Origin of the sequence: Virgibacillus sp. Bac330 (assembly GCF_003667845.1) — a bacterium.
Lineage (GTDB): Bacteria > Bacillota > Bacilli > Bacillales > Amphibacillaceae > Virgibacillus > Virgibacillus chiguensis.
In genome coordinates, this window is the sequence record NZ_CP033048.1 from 1,962,127 (window position 1) to 1,983,740 (window position 21,614).

Here is a 21,614-nt window from a genome sequence, read left to right on the forward strand (position 1 = left end):
AATCAAACTAAAGTCTATGGTTTTTAGACATTTTTATATAATACATTACAAGTTGGTTATTTTTTACTAGGTCAATTATACTATATTTAAGTTTTGTATGATTTACTTTTCGTTCAATTAAGTACTTTCAAAAATCGACAAATATAAATAACATCCCCAAAATTGCTTGTGGTGAAATAAGGATAGTTTAAAAATCATACAGGGTCGATGTATTCAACTAGAAAATTAGCTACTTGTCATCGCAGTGTATAGAACAAAGGCTCAGGGATCCCGGTTAGCAATGTAGCGGCTGGAACGAATCAACGAAAGTTTTAAGGAATCATGCTCCTGCAACAGGAGTATGCCGGTGCCCTCCGGCAAGCATGTCTTTAGTCGACCTTCCTATTTAGGACGAACGGAACGCATGATGACTTAGCTTAGTGCAATGGCGTGAAGTCGCCTAGTTGCTGGGCACTGGAGCCGGACTAAGCCCGTTCGGTTGTTTGGTTACGTCATAGCATTAAATTTTATACTTTCCTAGACCAATCGAGTAGGAGGGGGCGACTAACCCCCGACCTCTCACACCACCGTACGTACGGTTCCGTATACGGCGGTTTCATTTAAGTCCAACGCATCGTTTGATATCGTTTATGTAGACTCTTTAAGCCTAGGTTTGACCAGTATCGATCACCTAATGCTCTATGTAAGATCGGACTTTTAGCTATACGCCAATAAGCCTTTCTCGTGTTTGCCCACTCCCATGCTTTTCCTTTACTAATTCCAAGTTTTATTAAATTCTTGTATTTTGTTTTGACTTTCTTCCATTCTTTCCAGCGTATCATTCGCATCCTTCTTCGAATCCAGCTATCCAAAACTTCAAATATAGAGGGCGTCTCTGCTAGCTGATAGTAGCCTAGCCAACCTACTAAGTATCGATTTAGCTTTGCGATTCTATCCTGCATATTCATAGACTTCTTTCTTGAGGTTAGTTCTCTGACACGCTGTTTAAAGCGTTTGATACTTTCTTTAGAAACCCGAATCTTTGGGTTCTCTTTATGGAATGTGAAAGAAAATCCTAGGAATTTACGCTTCCATGGGCGGTCTACTGCACTTTTCTGTTCATTTACTTTTAATTTGAGTTTTCCTTCGATAAATGTAGTGATACTTTTCATCACTCGCGATCCCGCTCTCCTCGATTGAACATATATGTTACAGTCGTCCGCATAACGGACGAAATGGAGCCCCCTTCGCTCTAATTCTTTATCTAGCTCATCTAAAACGATGTTGGATAGCAACGGACTTAATGGTCCGCCTTGAGGGGCTCCTTCTGTGTTTGGTTGAACGATTCCGTCCTCCATAATGCCAGCTTGGAGATACCTACGTATAAGTTTAAGTACTCTCGGATCTTTGACCTTTTGGCTCAGTTTCCTCATTAATCGGTCGTGATGTACTTTATCAAAGAATTTCTCTAAATCCATGTCTATAACCCAGCGATAGCCATCTTTCATATAGCTTCTCGCTTTCCTAACCGCGTCATGTCCTCGTCTGTTTGGGCGAAAACCATAACTATGTTCAGAAAATGTTGCGTCATAGATGGTTGTTAGAACTTGTGCGATTGCTTGTTGGATGAAACGGTCTAGCACGGTAGGAATTCCTAGCTTCCTCACTCCGCCGTTTGGTTTCGGGATTTCGACACGGCGAACGGGTTGAGGATAGTAGGTACCTGATTCGAGTTGTTCTCGAACGGAAGCCCAGTGTTCCATGAGATGCGCTCGTAGGTTTTGTACGGGCATTTCATCCACACCGTGGCTTCCTTTGTTACGTTCGACACGTTTCAGTGCACATATTAAGTTTTCTCGTGATAGAATGCTTTCCAACATGATATCTAACTCCTACGTGAATGGCTCTTTCTTCTTGTGTGGCAATTTCTCTCAGCCCTTCTAGTGTCCCCCACGGGATTCACCGCTTCCTTCACTAGGAAGGTTTTCTTGTTTCTGCTTCATCAAGTATTGCGTACTCCGAAGCGACCATTCTTCTTCAATGATTCAGCCCTTCCTAGAAATATCTAGTACTACGGCTTCGGCTGACTTCTGACAGTTCAGCGAACACTTACATGTTCGGTTACGGCGTGTGCACCGCTTTTCTGTCAGATCTCCCGGGGTAAGCACACATTCTTCCTCTCCATATCCCCACTTCATTTACTCTGTGTACCCTTTGGCAGTAAGGACTTTGACTTGTTGTGCAGTCTCATCCAAGTACACCTAGCCTTCTATGAAGTTCGTGTTCCTAAGGGCGGAGATTTGCCGCCGACTTCCTTCAGATTCTGGGTCACCCCAGACACCCTTGTCTTAGGCTAACCACTACTACTGCCTTCGTGGTTCGGGACTCGAACCCTAGAGAATGTGTGCATGCCTGGCACACATATAAAAACATCCGAAACACGTGTAAAACGCGTTTCGGATGTTTCGTTTTCTTTCTTAAGAGCAATTATTTAAATTTTTTATCTAGAGCGTAAATTTTCTAATTCAACAAGGAAGTTGTGATTTAAGACTTTAATATATGTCCCCTTCATTCCCAGTGAACGAGATTCAATTACGCCAGCACTTTCTAGTTTTCTTAGAGCATTTACAATGACAGAACGGGTAATGCCAACACGATCAGCGATTTTGCTTGCTACAAGAAGCCCTTCACTACCGTCCAGCTCTTCAAAAATATGGTCAATTGCTTCTAATTCACTATAAGAAAGTGAACTAATTGCCATTTGAACAACAGCTTTACTTCTTGCTTCTAGCTCAATTTCTTGAGACTTTTCATGAAGTATTTCCATACCTACAACTGTAGCCCCATACTCAGCTAATAAGAGATCATCTTCATTAAATTCTTCTGATAAACGACCAATAATAAGCGTTCCTAAACGATCTCCCCCGCCAATGATTGGAACAATAGTGGTTAAAGCTGTTTGGAATAAGTCGCGGTTTTCTACCGGGAACACAGTATGTGGACTATCTATACCAATATTCGCTGTTGTTTCATGAATATTGTGTAATCCTTCCGTATATTCTTGCGGAAACTGACGTTCTTCCAGCATAGCTTTCATTCTCTCGTTTTCAATCTCTTGATTAATAGCAAATCCAAGTAATTTTCCACGACGGCTTAGAATATATACATTTCCTTTAATTACATCACGTAACGAAGCAGACATATCATTAAAGTCCACAGATTTCCCGCCGAATTTTTGTAGCATTGCATTAATTTTTCTTGCACGATTTAATAGTTCCATTATGATCCTCCATTCGATCTCTATATGTTATAAAATATATTGACTTAAATCCTTATTTTTCGCGATAGCAGAAAGTTTTTCATCTACATAAGCTGGAGTGATTTCAACAGTATCCATATTAATCTCCGGTGCTTCAAAGGACAGATCCTCCAGCAACTTTTCTAAAATTGTATGAAGTCTTCTAGCTCCAATGTTATCCATTTCCTGATTCACTTCATAAGCAATTTCAGCAATTCTATTTACAGCTTCGTCTGTAAATACTATATTTATACCTTCTGTTTTTAATAAAGCTTCATATTGCTTTAATAAAGCATTAGATGGTTCTTTTAATATTCGCTTAAAATCATCTGTTGATAGTTTCTCTAATTCTACCCTAATTGGAAATCTTCCTTGTAATTCAGGAATTAGATCAGATGGTTTTGACATATGAAATGCGCCAGCGGCAATAAATAACATATGGTCTGTTTTTACTGGTCCATGCTTTGTGACAACTGTAGATCCTTCAATAATTGGCAATATATCGCGTTGAACACCTTCGCGAGATACGTTAGCACTTTGTTCATCTTTACCAGCTACTTTATCTATTTCATCAATAAACACAATCCCCGATTGCTCTGCTCGTAAAATGGCTTCTTGTGCTGCTTCTTCCATATCTACAAGTTTACTCGCTTCTTGCTGCGTTAACACTTTCCTTGCTTCAGACACTAACAATTTTCGCTTTTTCTTTTTCTTTGGCATAAATTGTCCAAGCGCATCTTGCATATTCATGCCCATATGTTCCATTCCAGAACCTTGTAACATGTCAAACATAGATGGCGTTTGCTCTTCTATTTCAACAGTTACTACTTTATCTTCTAACTCACCAGATGCTAATTGTTGTTCTACACGCTTCCGTTTATTTCGAATCTCATCATTTTTCGCAGATTCTTCAGCGCCTTCTTCGCTATTAGCCTGTGAAGAAAATAACATTTCAAAAGGGTTTTTTGTTTCGTTGGCTGCTTTAGACTGAGGAACTAAAAGTTTGACAAGTAATTTATTTGCTTCTTCTTCCGCTTTTTCTTTCACTTGTTTCATTTTTTCCTCTTTCACAGTCCGCAATGCCATTTCAACTAAATCTCGAATCATGGATTCAACATCTCGACCTACATAGCCTACTTCCGTAAACTTCGTCGCCTCCACTTTTACAAATGGTGCACCTACCAGCTTAGCTAGCCTTCGAGCTATTTCTGTTTTTCCTACTCCGGTTGGGCCAATCATTAAAATATTCTTCGGAACCACTTCTTCTTTTAGACCTTCATCTAACTGCATGCGCCTATATCTATTACGCAATGCAACAGCTACAGATCGCTTTGCACTTTTCTGGCCAATAATATATTTATCTAATTGTCCCACAATTTGTTTAGGAGTGTAGTTCATCCCCATTTCCTAAAGGCCTCCTTTTACTCCAATACCTCAAGTGTGATATGGTTGTTCGTATACACACATAATTCTCCAGCAATTTCCAAGGATGCTTTCGCAATCTCTTTAGCAGATAATTCTTTAGAGTATCTCGCTAGAGCTCTACCAGCGCTAAGAGCATAATTCCCACCAGATCCGATAGCTAAAATTCCGTCATCAGGCTCTATAACTTCTCCAGTACCAGAAACTAAAAACATATGCTCCTTATCCATGACAATTAACAAAGCTTCCAGTTTTCTTAGCACTCTGTCGCTTCGCCATTCCTTTGCAAGCTCAACAGCCGCTCTAGGCAAGTTGCCATTATATGTTTCTAATTTCGCTTCAAACTTTTCGAAAAGAGTAAACGCGTCAGCTACAGAACCGGCAAATCCAGCTAATACCTGCCCTTTAAAAAGTGTACGAACTTTCTTTGCTTTATGTTTCATAACTACTGCATTTCCCATCGTTACTTGACCGTCCCCACTCATCGCACATTGTCCTTTATGGTGGATGGCAAAAATAGTGGTAGCATGCATTTCATTGGTCATGTAAGCTCACCTCTTTATTTAATGTTAATCATTTGCTCTCGGGTGACTTCTCATATATACACGTCGCAAATGATCTTTCGTCACATGCGTATAAATTTGAGTTGTTGACAAATTTTCATGACCTAATAATTCTTGTACGCTGCGTAAATCAGCACCTTCATTTAAGAGATGAGTAGCAAATGTGTGTCGCAGTTTGTGTGGATGCACATGTACAGTTAAAGCTGCATTTTTCACCATTTTGTTCATTATGTCACGAATTCCTCTATCCGTTAAAGGTAATCCACGATTATTGAGAAATAATGCGTTTGTTTGTTGACCGGATTTTGCAAGCAACGCTTTTCTTCCATCCTGTATGTATGTTTCCAAAGCAATTTTAGCAAATTTGCCATACGGAATGTAACGTTCTTTTCTGCCTTTTCCTTGCACAAACACTGTTCCAATATAGAAATCAATGTTATCTAAAATCAACTGTCTACACTCACTTACCCTTATCCCCGTAGCATAAAGCAATTCTATTAAGGCTTGGTTTCGCTGGCCTAAAGGTTGGGTTAAATCACTTACTTCAAATAGCTTCTCTAACTCTTTCTCATACAAGAATCCCGGAATCTTGCTTTCCGTTTTAGGTAAACGAATAGCTGAAAATGGATTCACATCTACCACATCTTCTCGTTCTAAATATTTATAAAACGTTCGCAACGCTGATATCTTCCGGGAAACAGATTTCCTGCTTAGTCGCTGATCATATAGGGTATTTAAAAACACACGAACAATCCGTTCGTCCACATCACAAAATCTTGTTAACCCTTCCGTATGCAAAAAAGAAAAAAACACTTCTAGATCTTGCATGTAATATTTAATCGTATACGGAGAGGCATTTTTCTCTATTTGTAAGTACTCTTTAAAGGATTGCCAATATTGTCTGAAATTATTCAAATTTTCACCCCATTAAGCAGCGAATATAGCATAACACAGAAAATCATGTTAAGCAATAAATTTAACTAAATTGTAACAAAATTCAGAAACAACCACTCTCATAGTTAGAATTGCCTTTTCATCTGGCCATTTTGTATGAAATGAATCTTCCATCATTGGGTGTTTATTACGCTAGCTAATTGCCACTAAACCATTTGTGTGATCCAGAATAAAAAGTAAGAACAATGCCGTCAAGTACATTGCCTTACCAAGGCGTAATTATATCTGTTTTGTGGAGATTAGTCAATTAATTATGTTTATATTTTAACAAATCCAGCAAATCTATTATAACTAAGCTTTTAGGAACAGGCAAATAGCTGACAATATCACTCTCATATAGTATATATCCTTTTTTTAGAAGGTTCAAACAGTATCATTGTTAAATAATTGTGACAAAAATAACAGATCTTCATTTTAAGAGATAGAATGATTCAACTCACATCTTCCAAGAGTTAGGGGTGCTTAGCACCTTATATTCTGGATAAATCCTTAACCTATAATATGAAAAGAAACTGTTCAACTTAGTTGAACAGTTACGTTTGAGGCTCTTCTTTATATTCACAGTTCGTACATTGAATTTGTGTCCCCTTTTTCGCTTTTTTCTCCACTAGTAATGCCTCGCATTTAGGACATGGTCTAGAAATAGGTTTATCCCACGAAACGAAGTCACATTCCGGATATTGGTCACATCCATAAAAAGTACGACGTTTCTTTGATTTTCTTTCAACTATTTCCCCTGTTTTACATTTTGGACAATCAACACCAATTTTCTTTAAAATCGGTTTCGTATTTCGACATTCTGGAAAGTTCGAACAAGCCAAGAATTTCCCATATCTCCCCATTTTATAAACCATCTCATGACCACATTTTTCACAATCAATTCCCGCTGGTTCATCTTTTATTTCTACTTTTTCCATTTCCTGTTCAGCCTTCTTCAAGCGCTTCTCAAAATCTTGATAGAATTGATCAATGATCTTTACCCATTCTATGCTTCCTTCTTCAATAGCATCTAAATCGTTTTCCATTTTTGCAGTAAAATCTACATCAATAATTTTTGGGAAGAATTCTTCAACTAATTCTAAAACAATCGTACCTAATTCAGTAGGTACAAATCGCTTATTATCAATACTTACATAACCGCGTCTTTGAATCGTATCCAAAGTAGGTGCATAAGTAGAAGGACGACCAATTCCTAGTTCCTCCATCGTTTTTACTAATCTCGCCTCTGTATACCTTGGTGGTGGCTGCGTAAAATGTTGATTCGGTTTTATTTCCTGTGCCTTAACTTTCATACCTTCAGATAACGCAGGAAGGAGTTTGTTTTCATCTTTTTTCTGATCATCTCTTCCTTCCACATACACTTTCATAAAACCTTTAAATTTTATCTTTGAGCCTGTAGCTCGGAACTCGACATGATTATTTAATAAATGAACAGTCATCGTGTCCATGACCGCAGCAGCCATCTGACTAGCCAAAAACCGTTCCCAAATTAATTTATATAATCGAAGTTGATCTCTTGATAGGATAGCTTTAAGTGAATTAGGCTCTCTTAACACAGAAGTCGGGCGAATAGCTTCATGAGCATCTTGCGCAGACTCTGATTGTTTCTTTTGTTTATTTGTACCTAAGTACTCTTCTCCATATTGTTCATGAATATATGAGTTCGCTTCATTTTTTGCCGTTTCAGATATTCTTGTTGAATCTGTACGCATATACGTAATTAGTCCAGTTATGCCTCCTGCTTGACGACCGAGGTCGATTCCTTCATAAAGTTGCTGAGCAACCATCATTGTTTTCTTTGCTTTAAAATTCAGCTTTCTAGCAGCTTCCTGTTGTAAGGAAGAAGTAGTAAATGGTTGAGCTGGATTCCGTCTACGTTCTTTTTTGTTTACTTTATCTACAGTAAACTGATCACCTTGAAGCAACTGTTTAATTTCTCTTACATCTGCCTCCGTTTTTAATGCTACTTTTTTTCCGTTTATCCCGTAAAAGGACCCTTCAAATAATTCACTTTCTTTTAAAAACTGCGCATCAATGGACCAATATTCTTCAGGGATAAAGCTTTCAATTTCTTTTTCTCGATCAATGATTAATTTCACTGCAACAGATTGCACGCGCCCAGCACTTAAACCTTTTTTGACTTTTTTCCATAGGAGTGGGCTAATATTGTACCCTACCAATCGATCAAGTATCCTTCTTGCTTGTTGCGCGTCAACCAAATTCATGTTTATAGATCTAGGATGCTTAAACGACTCTTTAATCGCGTCTTTGGTAATTTCGTTAAATACAACCCTGCATTCTGATTGCTCATCAATGTTTAAAATATGAGCTAAATGCCACGCTATTGCTTCCCCTTCCCTGTCAGGGTCCGCTGCGAGATATATTTTTTTTGCCTTTTTAGCTGCAGATTTTAAATCCTTAACCACATCGCCCTTTCCGCGTATAGTAATATACTTTGGAGTAAAATTATTTTCTGCATCTACACCCATTTGACTTTTTGGTAAATCTCTTACATGCCCCATCGAGGCCTTTACTTTATATTTTTTTCCTAAATAACGTTCAATCGTCTTCGCCTTCGCAGGCGACTCAACGATCACTAGATAATCTGACATATGATTTCCTCCCAAATTAAGGGTGTTCAAGAACAAGCTTCACACCCGACCAGAACTCCTTTCTGGCAACCATGTCTTTCTTTATTTTCATTATTGTTTGTTCACTAAAATAAACCTACAAATTATCCTTTAATACTATTTACAAATCTTCACTAATAGTAAATATATACATTGCATTTGTCAAACATGTTCTGAAATAACCGTTCTAAAATTTATCATTCTCATAGACATTAATTACTTTTTTCATAAACATGCGTACTGGTTAGTAGTCCTTTCCCACCCATCGCGTGGACTTGCCATTCTTCAAGAATGTCTTTGGCATTTGTAACCATTTGGGCACCATCTCGAATCAATTGATGACAGCCCTCTGTTTGCTCTGTAAATATAGAACCAGGAACCGCAAACACTTCTCTCCCTTGTTCTAATGCTTGATCTACCGTAATCATAGTCCCACTTCTTTTTTTCGCTTCAATTACCAATGTACCAAAGCTCAATCCACTAATAATTCGGTTTCGTTCAGGAAAATGATGCTTTGCAGGTGGGGTTGTTGGCGTATATTCAGATAGCACAAGACCTTTATGAACAATTTCTTGATATAATGATTGATTTTCTTTAGGATAGAGATGCTCAAAGCCACCTCCTAATACAGCTATTGTTTTCCCATTTAATATAAGTGTCTTTTCATGTGCATATTGATCTACCCCTCTTGCTAGTCCACTTACTATTAACCAATTTTTATGGAGTAAAGGCTCGATTATAAAAGCTGTTTTTCTCTTTGCCTCCCTTGAAGGATCCCTCGAACCAATTACACTTAAAGATGGGGCATCATTTAATAAATCCACATTACCTTTGCCATATAAGACAAGAGGTGGGTCATGAATAGCTTTTAACATAGATGGAAAGCGTTTGTCAAGGATAGTAATTATATGGTGATTTTTCATTTCCAATTGCAGCTGTTTTAGACGTGCTTGATTATGAAGGTCTTGATATAAGGTTGTAGCGTTTTTTAATGGAAGAGAAAAAGTGTGGCTAATTTGACTCGGGGTCATTTGATATAGTTGTAGAAGAGAACGATCTAGCTTGATAATTCTTTGAATACTCCTTCTAGTCACTCCCCTACAACGACTTAAATGAATAAAACGAAAACGAATTTCATTCGTCATATTCCACTTCCTTTCAGAGGGATTGTTTAAACAATGAACTTTCAATGACACATCGATATTTGTAGTTGGGCTTATTTTCCTGCGTTAGTGATAAAACAATTCATTAGTATTTCAATAGAGGATAAGTAAAGAGGAGCCTATGATTTTTTAACTAGGCTCCTCCATTGCGTACAGATATTTCTATCGTAACTTATAACCTACGTTTTTAGATTTAATATTAAACTAAAAATACAAATGAACGTCAAACTTTTTTAGGAAACCTTAATGTGTTTTACACTTCTCTTTTAATCCTTTTTCTTCAAGAACACCTATCATTGTTTCACCCATAACTGCTGGCGTTTCAGCAACTTTAATTCCACATTCATTCATAATGCGAATTTTTTCCTCGGCTGTTCCTTTTCCACCTGAAATAATAGCGCCAGCATGCCCCATTCTTTTTCCTGGAGGAGCTGTAGCACCTCCAATAAAACCAACTACAGGTTTCTTCATATTTGCTTTCACCCATTCAGCAGCTTCTTCTTCTGCTGTACCGCCTATCTCTCCAATCATCATAACAGCATACGTTTCTGGATCATTATTAAATGCTTCTAACACGTCAATGAAATTCGTTCCATTCACAGGATCGCCACCAATACCAACAGCGGTAGTTTGACCATATCCAGCTTCTGATAATTGATGAACCGCTTCATATGTTAATGTTCCTGAACGAGAGACGACGCCAATATGACCTTTTTTATGAATATAACCAGGCATAATACCAATTTTACTTTCATCAGCAGTAATAACCCCTGGACAGTTTGGTCCTACGAGCCTTGTATTCTTTCCTTCCATATAACGTTTTACTTTTACCATATCCATTACCGGAATATGCTCCGTTATACAAATAACCAAATCTAATTCAGCGTCAACAGCTTCTAGAATGGCATCCGCCGCAAACGGGGCCGGTACATAAATGACGGAAGCTGTAGCACCTGTTGCTTGTACAGCCTCTAATACTGTATTAAAAACAGGTACACCTTCTACCTCTGTACCACCTTTTTTCGGAGTGACTCCACCAACAATTTTTGTGCCGTATTCAAGCATTTGTTTCGTATGAAATTTAGCTGTGCCACCGGTTATCCCTTGGACAATTACTTTTGTATCTTTATTAACGTATACACTCATTTTCGTCCGTCCTTTCAAACATTTTAACGTCATTTTACGAAGTTTACTTTACCATGGAGACTATTTTTTGAGCACCGTCAGCCATCGAATTAGCAGAGGTAATATTCAATTCTGAAGCTTCCAGGATTTCCTTCCCTCTAGCAACGTTTGTTCCTTCTAGGCGAACAACCAACGGAATTTCTAGCCCTACTTGCTTGGTTGCTTCTACAACTCCTTCAGCAATTACATCACACTTCATAATGCCACCAAATATATTAACGAAGATACCTTTTACATTCTTATCAGATAGAATAATTTTGAAAGCTTCCGTTACTTTTTCAGCCGTAGCGCCGCCTCCAACGTCAAGGAAATTAGCGGGTTCTCCGCCATAGTGCTTAATAATATCCATGGTAGACATAGCAAGTCCAGCACCATTTACCATGCAACCTATATTCCCGTCCAATGAAATATAGCTTAAATCGTACTTGGACGCTTCAATTTCTTTCTCATCCTCTTCATCAAAATCACGTAAATTCATAATGTCCTTTTGACGGAATAAAGCGTTGTCATCAAAATTTAATTTTGCATCTAAGGCTAAGACTTCCCCATCACCAGTTGTTACTAACGGATTAATTTCAGCAATGGAACAGTCTTTTTCGACAAATGCTGTATATAAACCAATCATGAATTTGACAGCTTTACCTAACAAATCATGTGGAATATTAATATTGAAAGCTAATCTACGTGCTTGAAAACCTGTTAAACCAACAACAGGATCAATAACTTCTTTAAATATCTTCTCAGGTGTAGCAGCAGCTACTTCCTCAATTTCTGTACCACCTTCTTCAGATGCCATCATAACGACACGAGAAGTAGCGCGATCCAGTACTAAGCCAATGTAATATTCTTTTTGAATATCACAGCCCTCTTCAATCAATAAACGTTTCACTTCTTGCCCCTGTGGTCCTGTTTGATGCGTTACTAACGTTTTGCCAAGAATTTCGTCGGCATATGTACGCACTTCATCGACATTTTTAGCTATTTTTACCCCGCCGGCTTTACCACGTCCGCCAGCGTGAATTTGTGCTTTCACTACTGTGACATCGCTTCCTAATTGTTTTGCAGCTTCTACAGCTTCTTCAACTGCATAGGCAACTTTTCCATTAGGGACTTTAACGCCGTATTGTCGCAAAATCTCTTTGCCTTGATACTCATGAATGTTCATCCTATATCCTCCCATCAAATTTCACTGCATATCCATTGTATAAAAAAACGCTTCAATTAACAAGAATTACCGCACATCTCAACATATTTCGCTACGCCACATTTTTTCTACATATATATCTTTTACTATGAAAAGACCATTGAATTCATACAATAGTCACGTATAATAGCCTTTAAACATGCTTTATGTTACATTTGCTGATCTGTACGATAGATAAATGCAAATACTTCAGCTACTGCTTCATAAAGCTCTTCTGGAATCGTTTCATTTATGTTTAATTGACCTAACAACTCTACTAAAGAAGCATCTTCTAAAATTGGAATATTATTTTCCTTTGCTGTTTCAATGATTTCATCTGCCAGTTTACCTCTACCAGAAGCAGTAACGACAGGAGCAGTGTGATGTGCTTCATGATAGCGCAGTGCTGCTACTTTCCTTTGTTTTAAATTCATATTCGATAATCCACCCCTTGATAACTCTGAGCATTAAATGCAACTTTTTTTGCTTTCTTTCCTTGATGTAAAGCAAAGAATGAAATAGAAGATAGATGATAATTCATTTCCTTTAACCCTTTCTTTAATAAAGGCTGAAATTGCATTGGAAGTGTTCGCGATTGGATATGATCATTGAAAACATGAATGCTAATATTTCGGTTTTGTACATGCATATCTACCACAGTTTCTTTTATATTTGTTAATTCCAAATAGAACACAATTCGACAATGATTTGGATCTAACTTATTTGTTTCTGTTTTCTTTCCTTCGAACTTTATTTCCATATCATTTGTTAATCCTAACTTTAAGGCTGGTATTTGTAGGTATGCTTGCAAAAAGCCATTATCGAAATCTTGCACAGAAGATAATTGCACAGCATGTAAATGGTGAAGCACTTGCTGTAGTTGTTCCCCCAACCCACCTTTTGTTTGCTGTAACATGGAAATCAATTGACTTTTAATCGTAGTTGGCGGAGATTCTCCTTTAACCAACAAATTTTCATGTGATATACCAGAAAGTTGCAAAAACCGTTTTGTCAATTGCAAGAATTGCTCCTTTGGCTCTGTCAATAAAAATTTTTGTGAAAACGTAATAATTTGATCTAATTGTTCATATGTCTGTGACTTTTGCAATGCACGTAACTGAACGAGTAAACCGCCAAAATCACCTCCGTTACCTACGTTTTTGGCGAATATTGTCGGAAAAACTTTTGTTACATCTTGTTTTAACTGTGAGACTTCATCATCTGAAAACATATATTGATTAGCCGCAGTTAATAGAAGTTTGCTTTCCCATTTTTTTAATATTTGGTCAGCATTTTGTATAAACCATTGATTATTAGTTATATAATGCTTTAAATTATTTATTGTGTTGGAAGAATAAAGGTCTTGACCATCTAATAACGACTGGATGAGGGAAAACACTTGTTTATTTCGTAAAGATAGTAGCTTACCCATTTGATTTTGGCTATTTGCAATATTTTCAGCAGTTGGTTGTAAAAGATCGCTTAAATGGCCTCGCAGCATTGAAAAATTCGAATCCTTCGGTAGCATATGCAAAAGTTTTTGCAATTGAGTAGCGAAAGGATAATTTTTTTGCATGTGAAGAGCTTTCGTAGTTTGTTCAGTTATTGGCCATTCATTCGCTATTAACTCTTTGATTATAGGCATAAAAACTTGAACTTGCTTATCTTTATATTGTGACATATATTCAAAAGCTTGTTGCAATTGCTCTCTATTAAAAGATATTTGTTCCTTCGTTAATTGCTGCACAAGATCCGCTTGGTTCGTTGCCATTTTTAAAGAAAGTTGCTGTAACAATTGATTCGCATTCAATGCTTCATTACCTAATGCCTTTAATTTTAACAATTCATCAGCTTGCATAACTTGAAAATAATAATACTTTCCAGTTGTTAAAGAAGCTTGTAACTGAGCTACCAGTCGCAAGCCACCTAATTGTATTTGCACCTTATTTTCGGGGTATATTTTAATAACCTGTCCTTGAATAATTTGACCTTTTTTGAGTTGTTGTGAGGGAATTTTTAACTTATTTAGTTGTAATATTTCTTTCAACTGATGGATGCGCACAATACTTCCCTCTTTCCTAATTGATCATTTTTTTAACTGGTGTGAATGAGCGACGGTGCTGTGGACAAACACCATATTGATGTATTTTTTTCACATGCTCTGCTGTCCCATACCCCATATTAAAAGCAAATTCATACATAGGGAATTGAAGATGTAATTCCTTCATATAATTATCCCTTGTCACTTTTGCCAGTACACTAGCTGCTGCAATTGAGATGCTTTTGGCGTCACCTTTTGTAATTGCTTCACTTGAAATTGTTATTTTTTGCAATTCTACAGCATCAATTAATATATGTTCAGGCACAGGGTCTAATTTTTCAATAGCTTCGGCCATAGCTAGTTTTGTTGCCTCTAATACATTAATTTGATCTATTATTTTACTATCAACTATAGAAATTCCATAACTAATTGCATGTTCTTTTATGTAATAAAAAAATTCATTTCGTTTTGACTCCGTTAACCGTTTGGAATCATCTAGTCCTAATAATTTAAAATTGGATGGTAAGATTACTGCAGCTGCTACAACAGGACCAGCTAAGGGGCCTCTTCCAGCTTCGTCAACTCCAGCTATATATTTTATTCCTTGTTTATAGTGCCAGCGTTCAAATATTGTCATTTCCACATAACGTTCTTGTAGCGCTTGAAATTTAAGCTGTTGTTTATCATATTTATGAATTAATTGTTGCACGCCTTTTCTTTCATCCAATCGCAAATATTCAATTTGTTTCTCGTCCAATTCATCTGCATCAAACAAGCAATTCAGTTCTCTAATAGATATTTTCTTCATATTACCCCTACCTTTTTACTATCGACTAAATAATAAAAATATGAAATGAATGTTTCTCTTCTATTCATTTTTAGGAAAATCGGCTAGTGATTAAACTTTTTATACTATAGAAAATCATAAGATGTTTTGGTTTATAGTATAAGAAAAATGAAGGCTTACGCCATAACAACTTGACGATAAGACAAGTTTTCTAACACTAGTTCTGCGTTAAAAAATTTCCAAATGAAATAACAAGACACCCATCCGAAGATGCATGTCTTACAATAGTGTATCTTATTATGCTATGCGTATTTCTTCGTTAATTGACAAGACCTTTACGTTAATCCAGTAAGCCTTCATGACAGTTAAAAGTGAATCATACTTTTAATTTCAAGCCGCTCACACTGTTTTAAGTTGATTCGATTTCAGGTGTTTCCAAAGAAATTTTACCAAGTTTACCTGAACGTAAATCTTGAATTACGATATCAGACACTTTTGCAAAATTAACTTTCCCTCCGCTTTCAAGCGCTCCACGCTGCTTACCGATATAGTTGAATATATCCCACATATCCTCTAGCGTATTTTCCAAATTATAACGTTGTTTTAAGTTTTCTGGGTAATATTGTTGCATATATTGAATAACAAAGGCAACGATATCTTGCAATGAAAGTAATTGATCTTTAATAGTACCAATTGCAGCTAACCGAAGCCCAACTTCTTGATCTTCAAACTTCGGCCATAATATCCCAGGTGTATCTAAAAGTTCAAAATCAGATTTCACTTTTATCCATTGTTGCTGTTTTGTCACCCCTGGCTTATTTCCCGTTTTAGCTATTTTTTTATTTGCCAAGCGATTAATTAATGTTGATTTACCAACGTTTGGTATGCCAACAATGATAGCACGAGGAGCTCGAGGCTGTATACCTTTAGAACGTAGTTTTTCCATTTTCATCTTAGCATGCTCTTTTGCCAACCGTATAACAGCTTGTATATCATGCCGTTCATTTACGTTAATAGCAATGGCTGAGATCTGATGATGTTCAAAGTATTTTATCCATTGTTCCGTAATTTGTTGATCAGCTAAGTCTTTTTTCATCATTACAACCATTTTTGGCTTTTGCTGAATTACTTGCTGCAACATGGGATTCTGAGAAGAAAGAGGAGCTCTAGCATCTACTAGTTCGATAACAAAATCAACGAGCTTCAGTTTTTCCTCTACTTCACGCTTTGCTTTTGCCATATGGCCAGGAAACCATTGTATTGTCATTACTTAACCCTACTTTCCAATTAGTTGCATACGCTCGAACGGCCAATAAATGAAATTTGTCTTGCCAACAATCTGATCCATTGGTATAAGCCCTAGGGAGCGGCTATCCATTGAATTCTCTCGATTATCGCCTAAAACAAGGACGTAATCTTCAGGTATTTTACGATAACTGCCCGGAAGGTCTTCCAAGGTAAAATTGTTTGTATATACTTTTGCTTGAGTTTTATTCGCTTGGCCGTTTAAAAAGTTCTGTTCTATTTCTTTTCCATTAATGTACAATATATTATTTCTAACTTCAACATGGTCTCCAGGTAAACCGATAACACGTTTAATAAAATCTTTTTCACTAGAAGCATGAAATACAACAATATCAAAACGTTTTGGGTCTTTCAGGTTATAAATGATTTTATTTACCATCATTTGATCGCCATTATGTAATGTTGGGAGCATAGATGGACCTTCCACCACAATAGGCGCAAACAAAAATGTACGAATGATAAATGCCAAGCCAAGAGCAATTAAAATTGTTTTTCCCCATCCTAACCACTCTTCGCGATACTTTTTTCTATTTGATTTTTCAGTCAAAGAACAAACCTCCATTTCAAAATACACTTTTTTAAAATGAGGCAAGAATATAAATTACAACGGCCATTCATACGTAAGTGTAACTTAGCAATTATGTAGGCTTTCAGGTTAGAAGAGATTTTAACCCGATACTTTCCTGTAGTATAAAAAAGGAGCTTATGCATAATTGCCAAGCCCCTTTTCTTAAACACTCTATTTTGTCATGTATTTCATTAACGACGCTCTTTAATGCGAGCCGCTTTTCCACGTAAATTACGTAAATAGTAAAGTTTCGCACGACGAACAATACCACGACGGCTTACTTCAATTTTATCAATCCGTGGAGAATGTAATGGGAATGTACGTTCCACACCGATACCGTAAGATAATTTTCTCACTGTAAATGTTTCACTAATCCCGCCGTTTTGTCGTTTAATTACAACACCTTCAAATACCTGAATACGTTCTCGGGAACCTTCGACAACTTTAACGTGTACTTTTACAGTATCCCCAGCGCGAAATTCAGGATGATCTGTGCGTAATTGATCTTTTGTAATATCTTCAATTAATTTTTGCATCCTGTTTCACTCCTTCCAAACCAATGCTCATGCCTTTTAAATGGCAGCGGAACATCGTTGATAGTGTTTAAAACATATATTACTTTAAACACAGGTTCTAATATACCATATACTTCAAAGAACTGCAACTACTTTTGCCAATATCATATTTAGTCTTTTACAATGCTTTTTTCATCTATTGTCAACTTTGAATTATTTAACAGATCTTTTCTCCGTTCATACGTTCTCTTGAGCGACTGTTCTTTTCTCCATGCCGCAATTTTACCGTGATCACCAGACAACAAAACTTCTGGAACTTTCATTCCACGAAATTCTGCTGGTCTCGTATAATGAGGGTGTTCTAATAAACCTGATGAAAACGAATCCTGAGGTGCTGAAGCTTCATTCCCAAGTACATTAGGAAGTAGGCGAATAACACTATCCATTACTACCATAGCACCTAGCTCTCCACCTGTTAAAACGTAATCCCCTATGGATATTTCATCATTTACTAAATGTGTACGTATACGTTCATCAAATCCTTCATAGTGCCCACAAATAAAAATAAGATGATCCTCTTGTACAAGTTCTTCTGCTTTTTTTTGGGTAAATGTTTCTCCTTGTGGGCACATTAAAATAACACGTGGCTTAGAAGAACGTTCTTTTTTTACTGCTTCTACCGCATCAAAAATAGGCTGGGGAGTTAACACCATTCCCGCTCCTCCACCATACGGATAATCATCGACTTTCTGATGCTTGTTTTGAGCATAATCACGAAAATTAACTAGTTGATAAGTAAACTTATTTTTATCCTGTGCTTTTTTTAATATGGATGATTCCATCACACCTGTAAACATTTCTGGAAAGAGTGTCAATATATCTATATGCATCATTTATTCCAACAACCCTTCCATTGGAGAAATGATGACTTTCTTTGCTTTGACATCAACGTCCAAAACAACTTCTTCAATATACGGGATGAGTATATCTTTGCCGCTTTTTTTTCTAGTGACCCATACGTCATTCGCACCAGGTGATAAAATCTCCTTAATTCTTCCTAATTCTTCTCCTGTTTCTGTTATAACAGTACAGCCAATTATTTCATGATAATAGTATTCATGCTCATTTAATTCCGTCTGATCCGATTCAGGAATTTTTAGCTCACAGCCTTTAAAATGAATAATATCATTCACGTTTTCATAACCTTCAAACTGCAACAGATCGAAACCCTTATGTACGCGATGACTGGTTATAGTAACTTGTAAAGGGGCATGTCCATCATTTACCACGTAAACGCGCTTACCAACTTCAAATCGATCATCAAAGTCGGTTATACGTAACACTTTGACTTCTCCTTTAATGCCATGTGTATTTATGATTTTTCCTACTGTAAACATCTTCTCTGCCATTTAATCACCTGCTATTCATCTATCCGTATCACCATATTATCTTTTATAACAATTGCTTGTTCTTTCATTATCTCATGCCAATTGGATCCTTCTGTAACCTCAACAAGAGCTTCAACCTCTTTTTCAACAATTTCACTACCTATTTCAAGCATATCCAGTTGTTCCATTTTAAACTCAACCAGTTTTATTTTTTCTTTCCGATTATTAATTTCCTGTTGAAACCGTTGTTCGAGTTCATGCTTGGAGTAAGTAGATTTATTTAGTAGTTTACGCTGTTCAAACAACAACTGTTGACACTCTTGCTCAAGTCGCATTTTATGATCATGGAAATTTGCCTGCATTTTCTGTTTACTATCTTCCGTTAAAACTTGTTTAATCTGTACCTTTTTTATTATTTGCATATGGCTCGCCTCACTCTCAGAACGTCTCAGCAGAGCATAGCAATAATTATATGCTCTTTATCCTTGTTTTAAACACCCTTGTTCATACATTTACATGCTTTAATTCCTCTATTACCTTTTCCACTTCAATCTGCATACTGCCCCATTATTATATTAGCATTAACGTGGCAAAAAGGGAAAGGGTTTTAATCCCTTTCCCTTTTACATAATATCTAAATACACACGTTTAGTACTATTTGTCTTCGCTGCATAAACAACCGTTCGAAGAGCCTTTGCAATTCGACCATTTTTTCCGATCACCTTACCGACATCTTCAGAATGAACAGAAAGATGATATACAATCTTCGTTTCTTCTTCTGTTTCTGTAATAACGATATCTTCAGGATGATCTACAAGTGATGTAACAATCGTTTCAATAAGAGCTTTCATGTTATCACACTACTTTGCAACTTGATTTTTTTGCTCGTGAAATTTCTTCATGATGCCTTCTTTAGAGAATAGATTGCGAACTGTATCACTAGGTTTTGCACCTTTAGACATCCAGTCAAGTGCCTTATCTTCATCTATTTTAACTTCAACTGGATTAACTACAGGGTTATACGTTCCAATTTGCTCGATAGAACGACCATCACGTGGCGCTCTTGAATCAGCTACAACGATACGGTAGAAAGGGTTTCTTTTTGATCCCATACGCTTCAAACGAATCTTTACTGCCATTTTCTTGCACCTCCATCTTTAAAAACTTAACACATTTTTAAATTCTAGCAGAAAAATTTAAGTCTGTAAAGTGTTTTCCCATTACAGAGTAAATTAATTAGGCAGAACATATCAATTGAATGCATCTGCTTCAAGCTGCTACATAAACGGCAGCTTCATTCCTTTTTTGCCTTTTTTTCCTTTTTGCATATTTGTCATTTGCTTCATCATTTTTTTCATTTCATCAAATTGCTTCAGCAAGCGATTCACTTGTGAAACATTTGTACCTGAACCTTTAGCTACCCGTTTTTTTCTACTTGCATTCATAATGCTTGGGTCTTGACGTTCTTTCTTGGTCATAGATTGAATAATCGCTTCTACATGTGCAAGTTGTTTTTCATCAAATTGGGCATTTTTCAAACCCTTCATTTTATTTGCACCTGGAATCATATTCATTAGGTCTTCTAATGGACCCATATTTTTCACTTGACCCATTTGCTCTAAAAAGTCATCCAATGTAAAAGACATCGTGCGCATTTTTTCTTCCAGTTCTTTCGCTTGCTTTTCATCTACATTCGTTTGAGCTTTTTCGATTAAAGATAGCACGTCTCCCATACCTAAAATCCTAGACGCCATGCGATCAGGGTGAAATGCTTCTAATTCATCAAGTTTCTCTCCCATACCCGCAAATTTAATAGGTTTGTCCGTAACAGCTTTAATAGATAGAGCGGCCCCACCACGAGTGTCACCATCCAATTTGGTTAACACAACACCTGTTATATCAAGCTGTTCATTGAAGCTTTCTGCAACGTTCACAGCATCCTGGCCGGTCATCGAATCAACTACAAGATAAATTTCATGGGGATCGACTTCGGTTTTAATTTGTTTTAATTCTCCCATAAGTTCTTCATCTACATGCAAGCGTCCAGCAGTATCAATAATGACATAATCATGATGCTCTTCCTTGGCTTTTACCATTGCCTGTTTTGCAATATCTACAGGATTTGCATCTGTCCCCATTGAAAATACTGGCATGTCAAGTTGTTGTCCTAATGTTTCCAATTGCTGAATCGCTGCAGGGCGATAAACATCACAAGCAACGAGTAATGGTTTGCGATTATGTTGTTTTCGTAAGAGGTTTGCTAGCTTTCCAGAGGTGGTTGTCTTCCCAGCACCTTGTAACCCTACCATCATAATCACAGTAGGAGCACGATCAGCTACAGCAATTTTACTCTGTTCTCCACCCATTAAATCCGTTAATTCTTCTTTGACAACTTTAATAACCTGTTGGCCAGGTGTTAAACTTTCCATTACTTCTTGACCAACCGCACGTTCTTTAATATTTTTAATTAAATCTTTAACGACTTTATAGTTAACGTCTGCTTCTAGCAAAGCTAAACGAACTTCTCTTGTCATTTCTTTTACGTCTTGTTCCGTTACCTTACCCTTACCCGTTATTTTCTTTATGGTACTTTGCAGGCGGTCAGCTAATCCTTCAAATGCCATAGAAGGTGT

The 21,614-nt window shown here is 37.0% G+C and carries 21 protein-coding genes; all 21 read right to left on the bottom strand.

The features are described 5' to 3' along the window. Positions 1-599 precede the first annotated feature (599 nt). The 21 genes from ltrA to ffh all read right to left on the bottom strand — a co-directional run bounded on the left by ltrA (position 600) and on the right by ffh (position 21,605). On the bottom strand, positions 600-1,862 hold the full coding sequence (gene ltrA / locus D9780_RS09180; protein WP_121638889.1) for a group II intron reverse transcriptase/maturase: 1,263 nt from the start codon (positions 1,860-1,862) through the stop codon (positions 600-602). A gap of 617 nt (positions 1,863-2,479) precedes the next feature. Further along, positions 2,480-3,259 carry a GTP-sensing pleiotropic transcriptional regulator CodY gene (codY, locus tag D9780_RS09185; RefSeq protein ID WP_116276943.1) on the bottom strand — a complete coding sequence of 260 codons (780 nt, stop codon included), beginning with the start codon at positions 3,257-3,259 and terminating at the stop codon, positions 2,480-2,482. A 27-nt stretch (positions 3,260-3,286) separates the two neighbouring features. After that, entirely contained in the window at positions 3,287-4,681 is a 1,395-nt protein-coding gene (hslU, locus tag D9780_RS09190) for an ATP-dependent protease ATPase subunit HslU (protein WP_073005105.1), read from the bottom strand. Positions 4,682-4,698: 17 nt separating this feature from the next. Continuing rightward, entirely contained in the window at positions 4,699-5,244 is a 546-nt protein-coding gene (gene hslV, locus D9780_RS09195; RefSeq protein WP_073005107.1) for an ATP-dependent protease subunit HslV, read from the bottom strand. A gap of 24 nt (positions 5,245-5,268) precedes the next feature. Further along, positions 5,269-6,177 (bottom strand): tyrosine recombinase XerC, encoded by a 909-nt coding sequence (xerC, locus tag D9780_RS09200; RefSeq protein ID WP_121639909.1) that lies wholly within the window; start codon positions 6,175-6,177, stop codon positions 5,269-5,271. Between the two features lie 572 nt (positions 6,178-6,749). Next, entirely contained in the window at positions 6,750-8,828 is a 2,079-nt protein-coding gene (gene topA / locus D9780_RS09205) for a type I DNA topoisomerase (RefSeq protein WP_073005110.1), read from the bottom strand. 230 nt (positions 8,829-9,058) lie between these two features. After that, positions 9,059-9,991 (bottom strand): DNA-processing protein DprA, encoded by a 933-nt coding sequence (gene dprA / locus D9780_RS09210; RefSeq protein ID WP_121639910.1) that lies wholly within the window; start codon positions 9,989-9,991, stop codon positions 9,059-9,061. Between the two features lie 261 nt (positions 9,992-10,252). Continuing rightward, positions 10,253-11,155, bottom strand: a complete 903-nt coding sequence (gene sucD / locus D9780_RS09215) for a succinate--CoA ligase subunit alpha (RefSeq protein WP_073005114.1) — start codon at positions 11,153-11,155, stop codon at positions 10,253-10,255. A 43-nt stretch (positions 11,156-11,198) separates the two neighbouring features. Beyond that, positions 11,199-12,359: an ADP-forming succinate--CoA ligase subunit beta gene (gene sucC / locus D9780_RS09220; protein WP_073005116.1), complete on the bottom strand. Its 1,161-nt coding sequence runs from the start codon at positions 12,357-12,359 to the stop codon at positions 11,199-11,201. A gap of 188 nt (positions 12,360-12,547) precedes the next feature. Next, positions 12,548-12,811, bottom strand: coding sequence for an EscU/YscU/HrcU family type III secretion system export apparatus switch protein (locus D9780_RS09225; RefSeq protein ID WP_116276938.1), 264 nt, complete (start codon positions 12,809-12,811; stop codon positions 12,548-12,550). Beyond that, positions 12,808-14,439, bottom strand: a complete 1,632-nt coding sequence (locus tag D9780_RS09230; RefSeq protein ID WP_121639911.1) for a hypothetical protein — start codon at positions 14,437-14,439, stop codon at positions 12,808-12,810. The genes D9780_RS09225 and D9780_RS09230 overlap by 4 nt, the downstream gene beginning before the upstream one ends. A gap of 16 nt (positions 14,440-14,455) precedes the next feature. Then, positions 14,456-15,226 carry a ribonuclease HII gene (locus tag D9780_RS09235; protein ID WP_073005131.1) on the bottom strand — a complete coding sequence of 257 codons (771 nt, stop codon included), beginning with the start codon at positions 15,224-15,226 and terminating at the stop codon, positions 14,456-14,458. Between the two features lie 388 nt (positions 15,227-15,614). After that, positions 15,615-16,472 (bottom strand): ribosome biogenesis GTPase YlqF, encoded by an 858-nt coding sequence (ylqF, locus tag D9780_RS09240; RefSeq protein WP_073005133.1) that lies wholly within the window; start codon positions 16,470-16,472, stop codon positions 15,615-15,617. A 9-nt stretch (positions 16,473-16,481) separates the two neighbouring features. Further along, on the bottom strand, positions 16,482-17,057 hold the full coding sequence (lepB, locus tag D9780_RS09245; protein ID WP_240458802.1) for a signal peptidase I: 576 nt from the start codon (positions 17,055-17,057) through the stop codon (positions 16,482-16,484). A 212-nt stretch (positions 17,058-17,269) separates the two neighbouring features. Next, positions 17,270-17,614: a 50S ribosomal protein L19 gene (gene rplS, locus D9780_RS09250; protein WP_073005137.1), complete on the bottom strand. Its 345-nt coding sequence runs from the start codon at positions 17,612-17,614 to the stop codon at positions 17,270-17,272. 149 nt (positions 17,615-17,763) lie between these two features. Further along, a complete protein-coding gene (gene trmD, locus D9780_RS09255) occupies positions 17,764-18,483 on the bottom strand; it encodes a tRNA (guanosine(37)-N1)-methyltransferase TrmD (protein ID WP_121641466.1) in 720 nt (239 codons plus the stop codon). Positions 18,484-18,486: 3 nt separating this feature from the next. Next, positions 18,487-19,002, bottom strand: coding sequence for a ribosome maturation factor RimM (rimM, locus tag D9780_RS09260; RefSeq protein WP_121639913.1), 516 nt, complete (start codon positions 19,000-19,002; stop codon positions 18,487-18,489). 11 nt (positions 19,003-19,013) lie between these two features. Then, positions 19,014-19,403 carry a YlqD family protein gene (locus D9780_RS09265; protein WP_073005141.1) on the bottom strand — a complete coding sequence of 130 codons (390 nt, stop codon included), beginning with the start codon at positions 19,401-19,403 and terminating at the stop codon, positions 19,014-19,016. A gap of 201 nt (positions 19,404-19,604) precedes the next feature. After that, a complete protein-coding gene (locus tag D9780_RS09270) occupies positions 19,605-19,832 on the bottom strand; it encodes a KH domain-containing protein (protein ID WP_073005142.1) in 228 nt (75 codons plus the stop codon). A gap of 9 nt (positions 19,833-19,841) precedes the next feature. After that, positions 19,842-20,120 carry a 30S ribosomal protein S16 gene (gene rpsP, locus D9780_RS09275; RefSeq protein ID WP_073005144.1) on the bottom strand — a complete coding sequence of 93 codons (279 nt, stop codon included), beginning with the start codon at positions 20,118-20,120 and terminating at the stop codon, positions 19,842-19,844. Between the two features lie 138 nt (positions 20,121-20,258). After that, entirely contained in the window at positions 20,259-21,605 is a 1,347-nt protein-coding gene (ffh, locus tag D9780_RS09280; protein WP_121639914.1) for a signal recognition particle protein, read from the bottom strand. Positions 21,606-21,614: the final 9 nt, after the last annotated feature.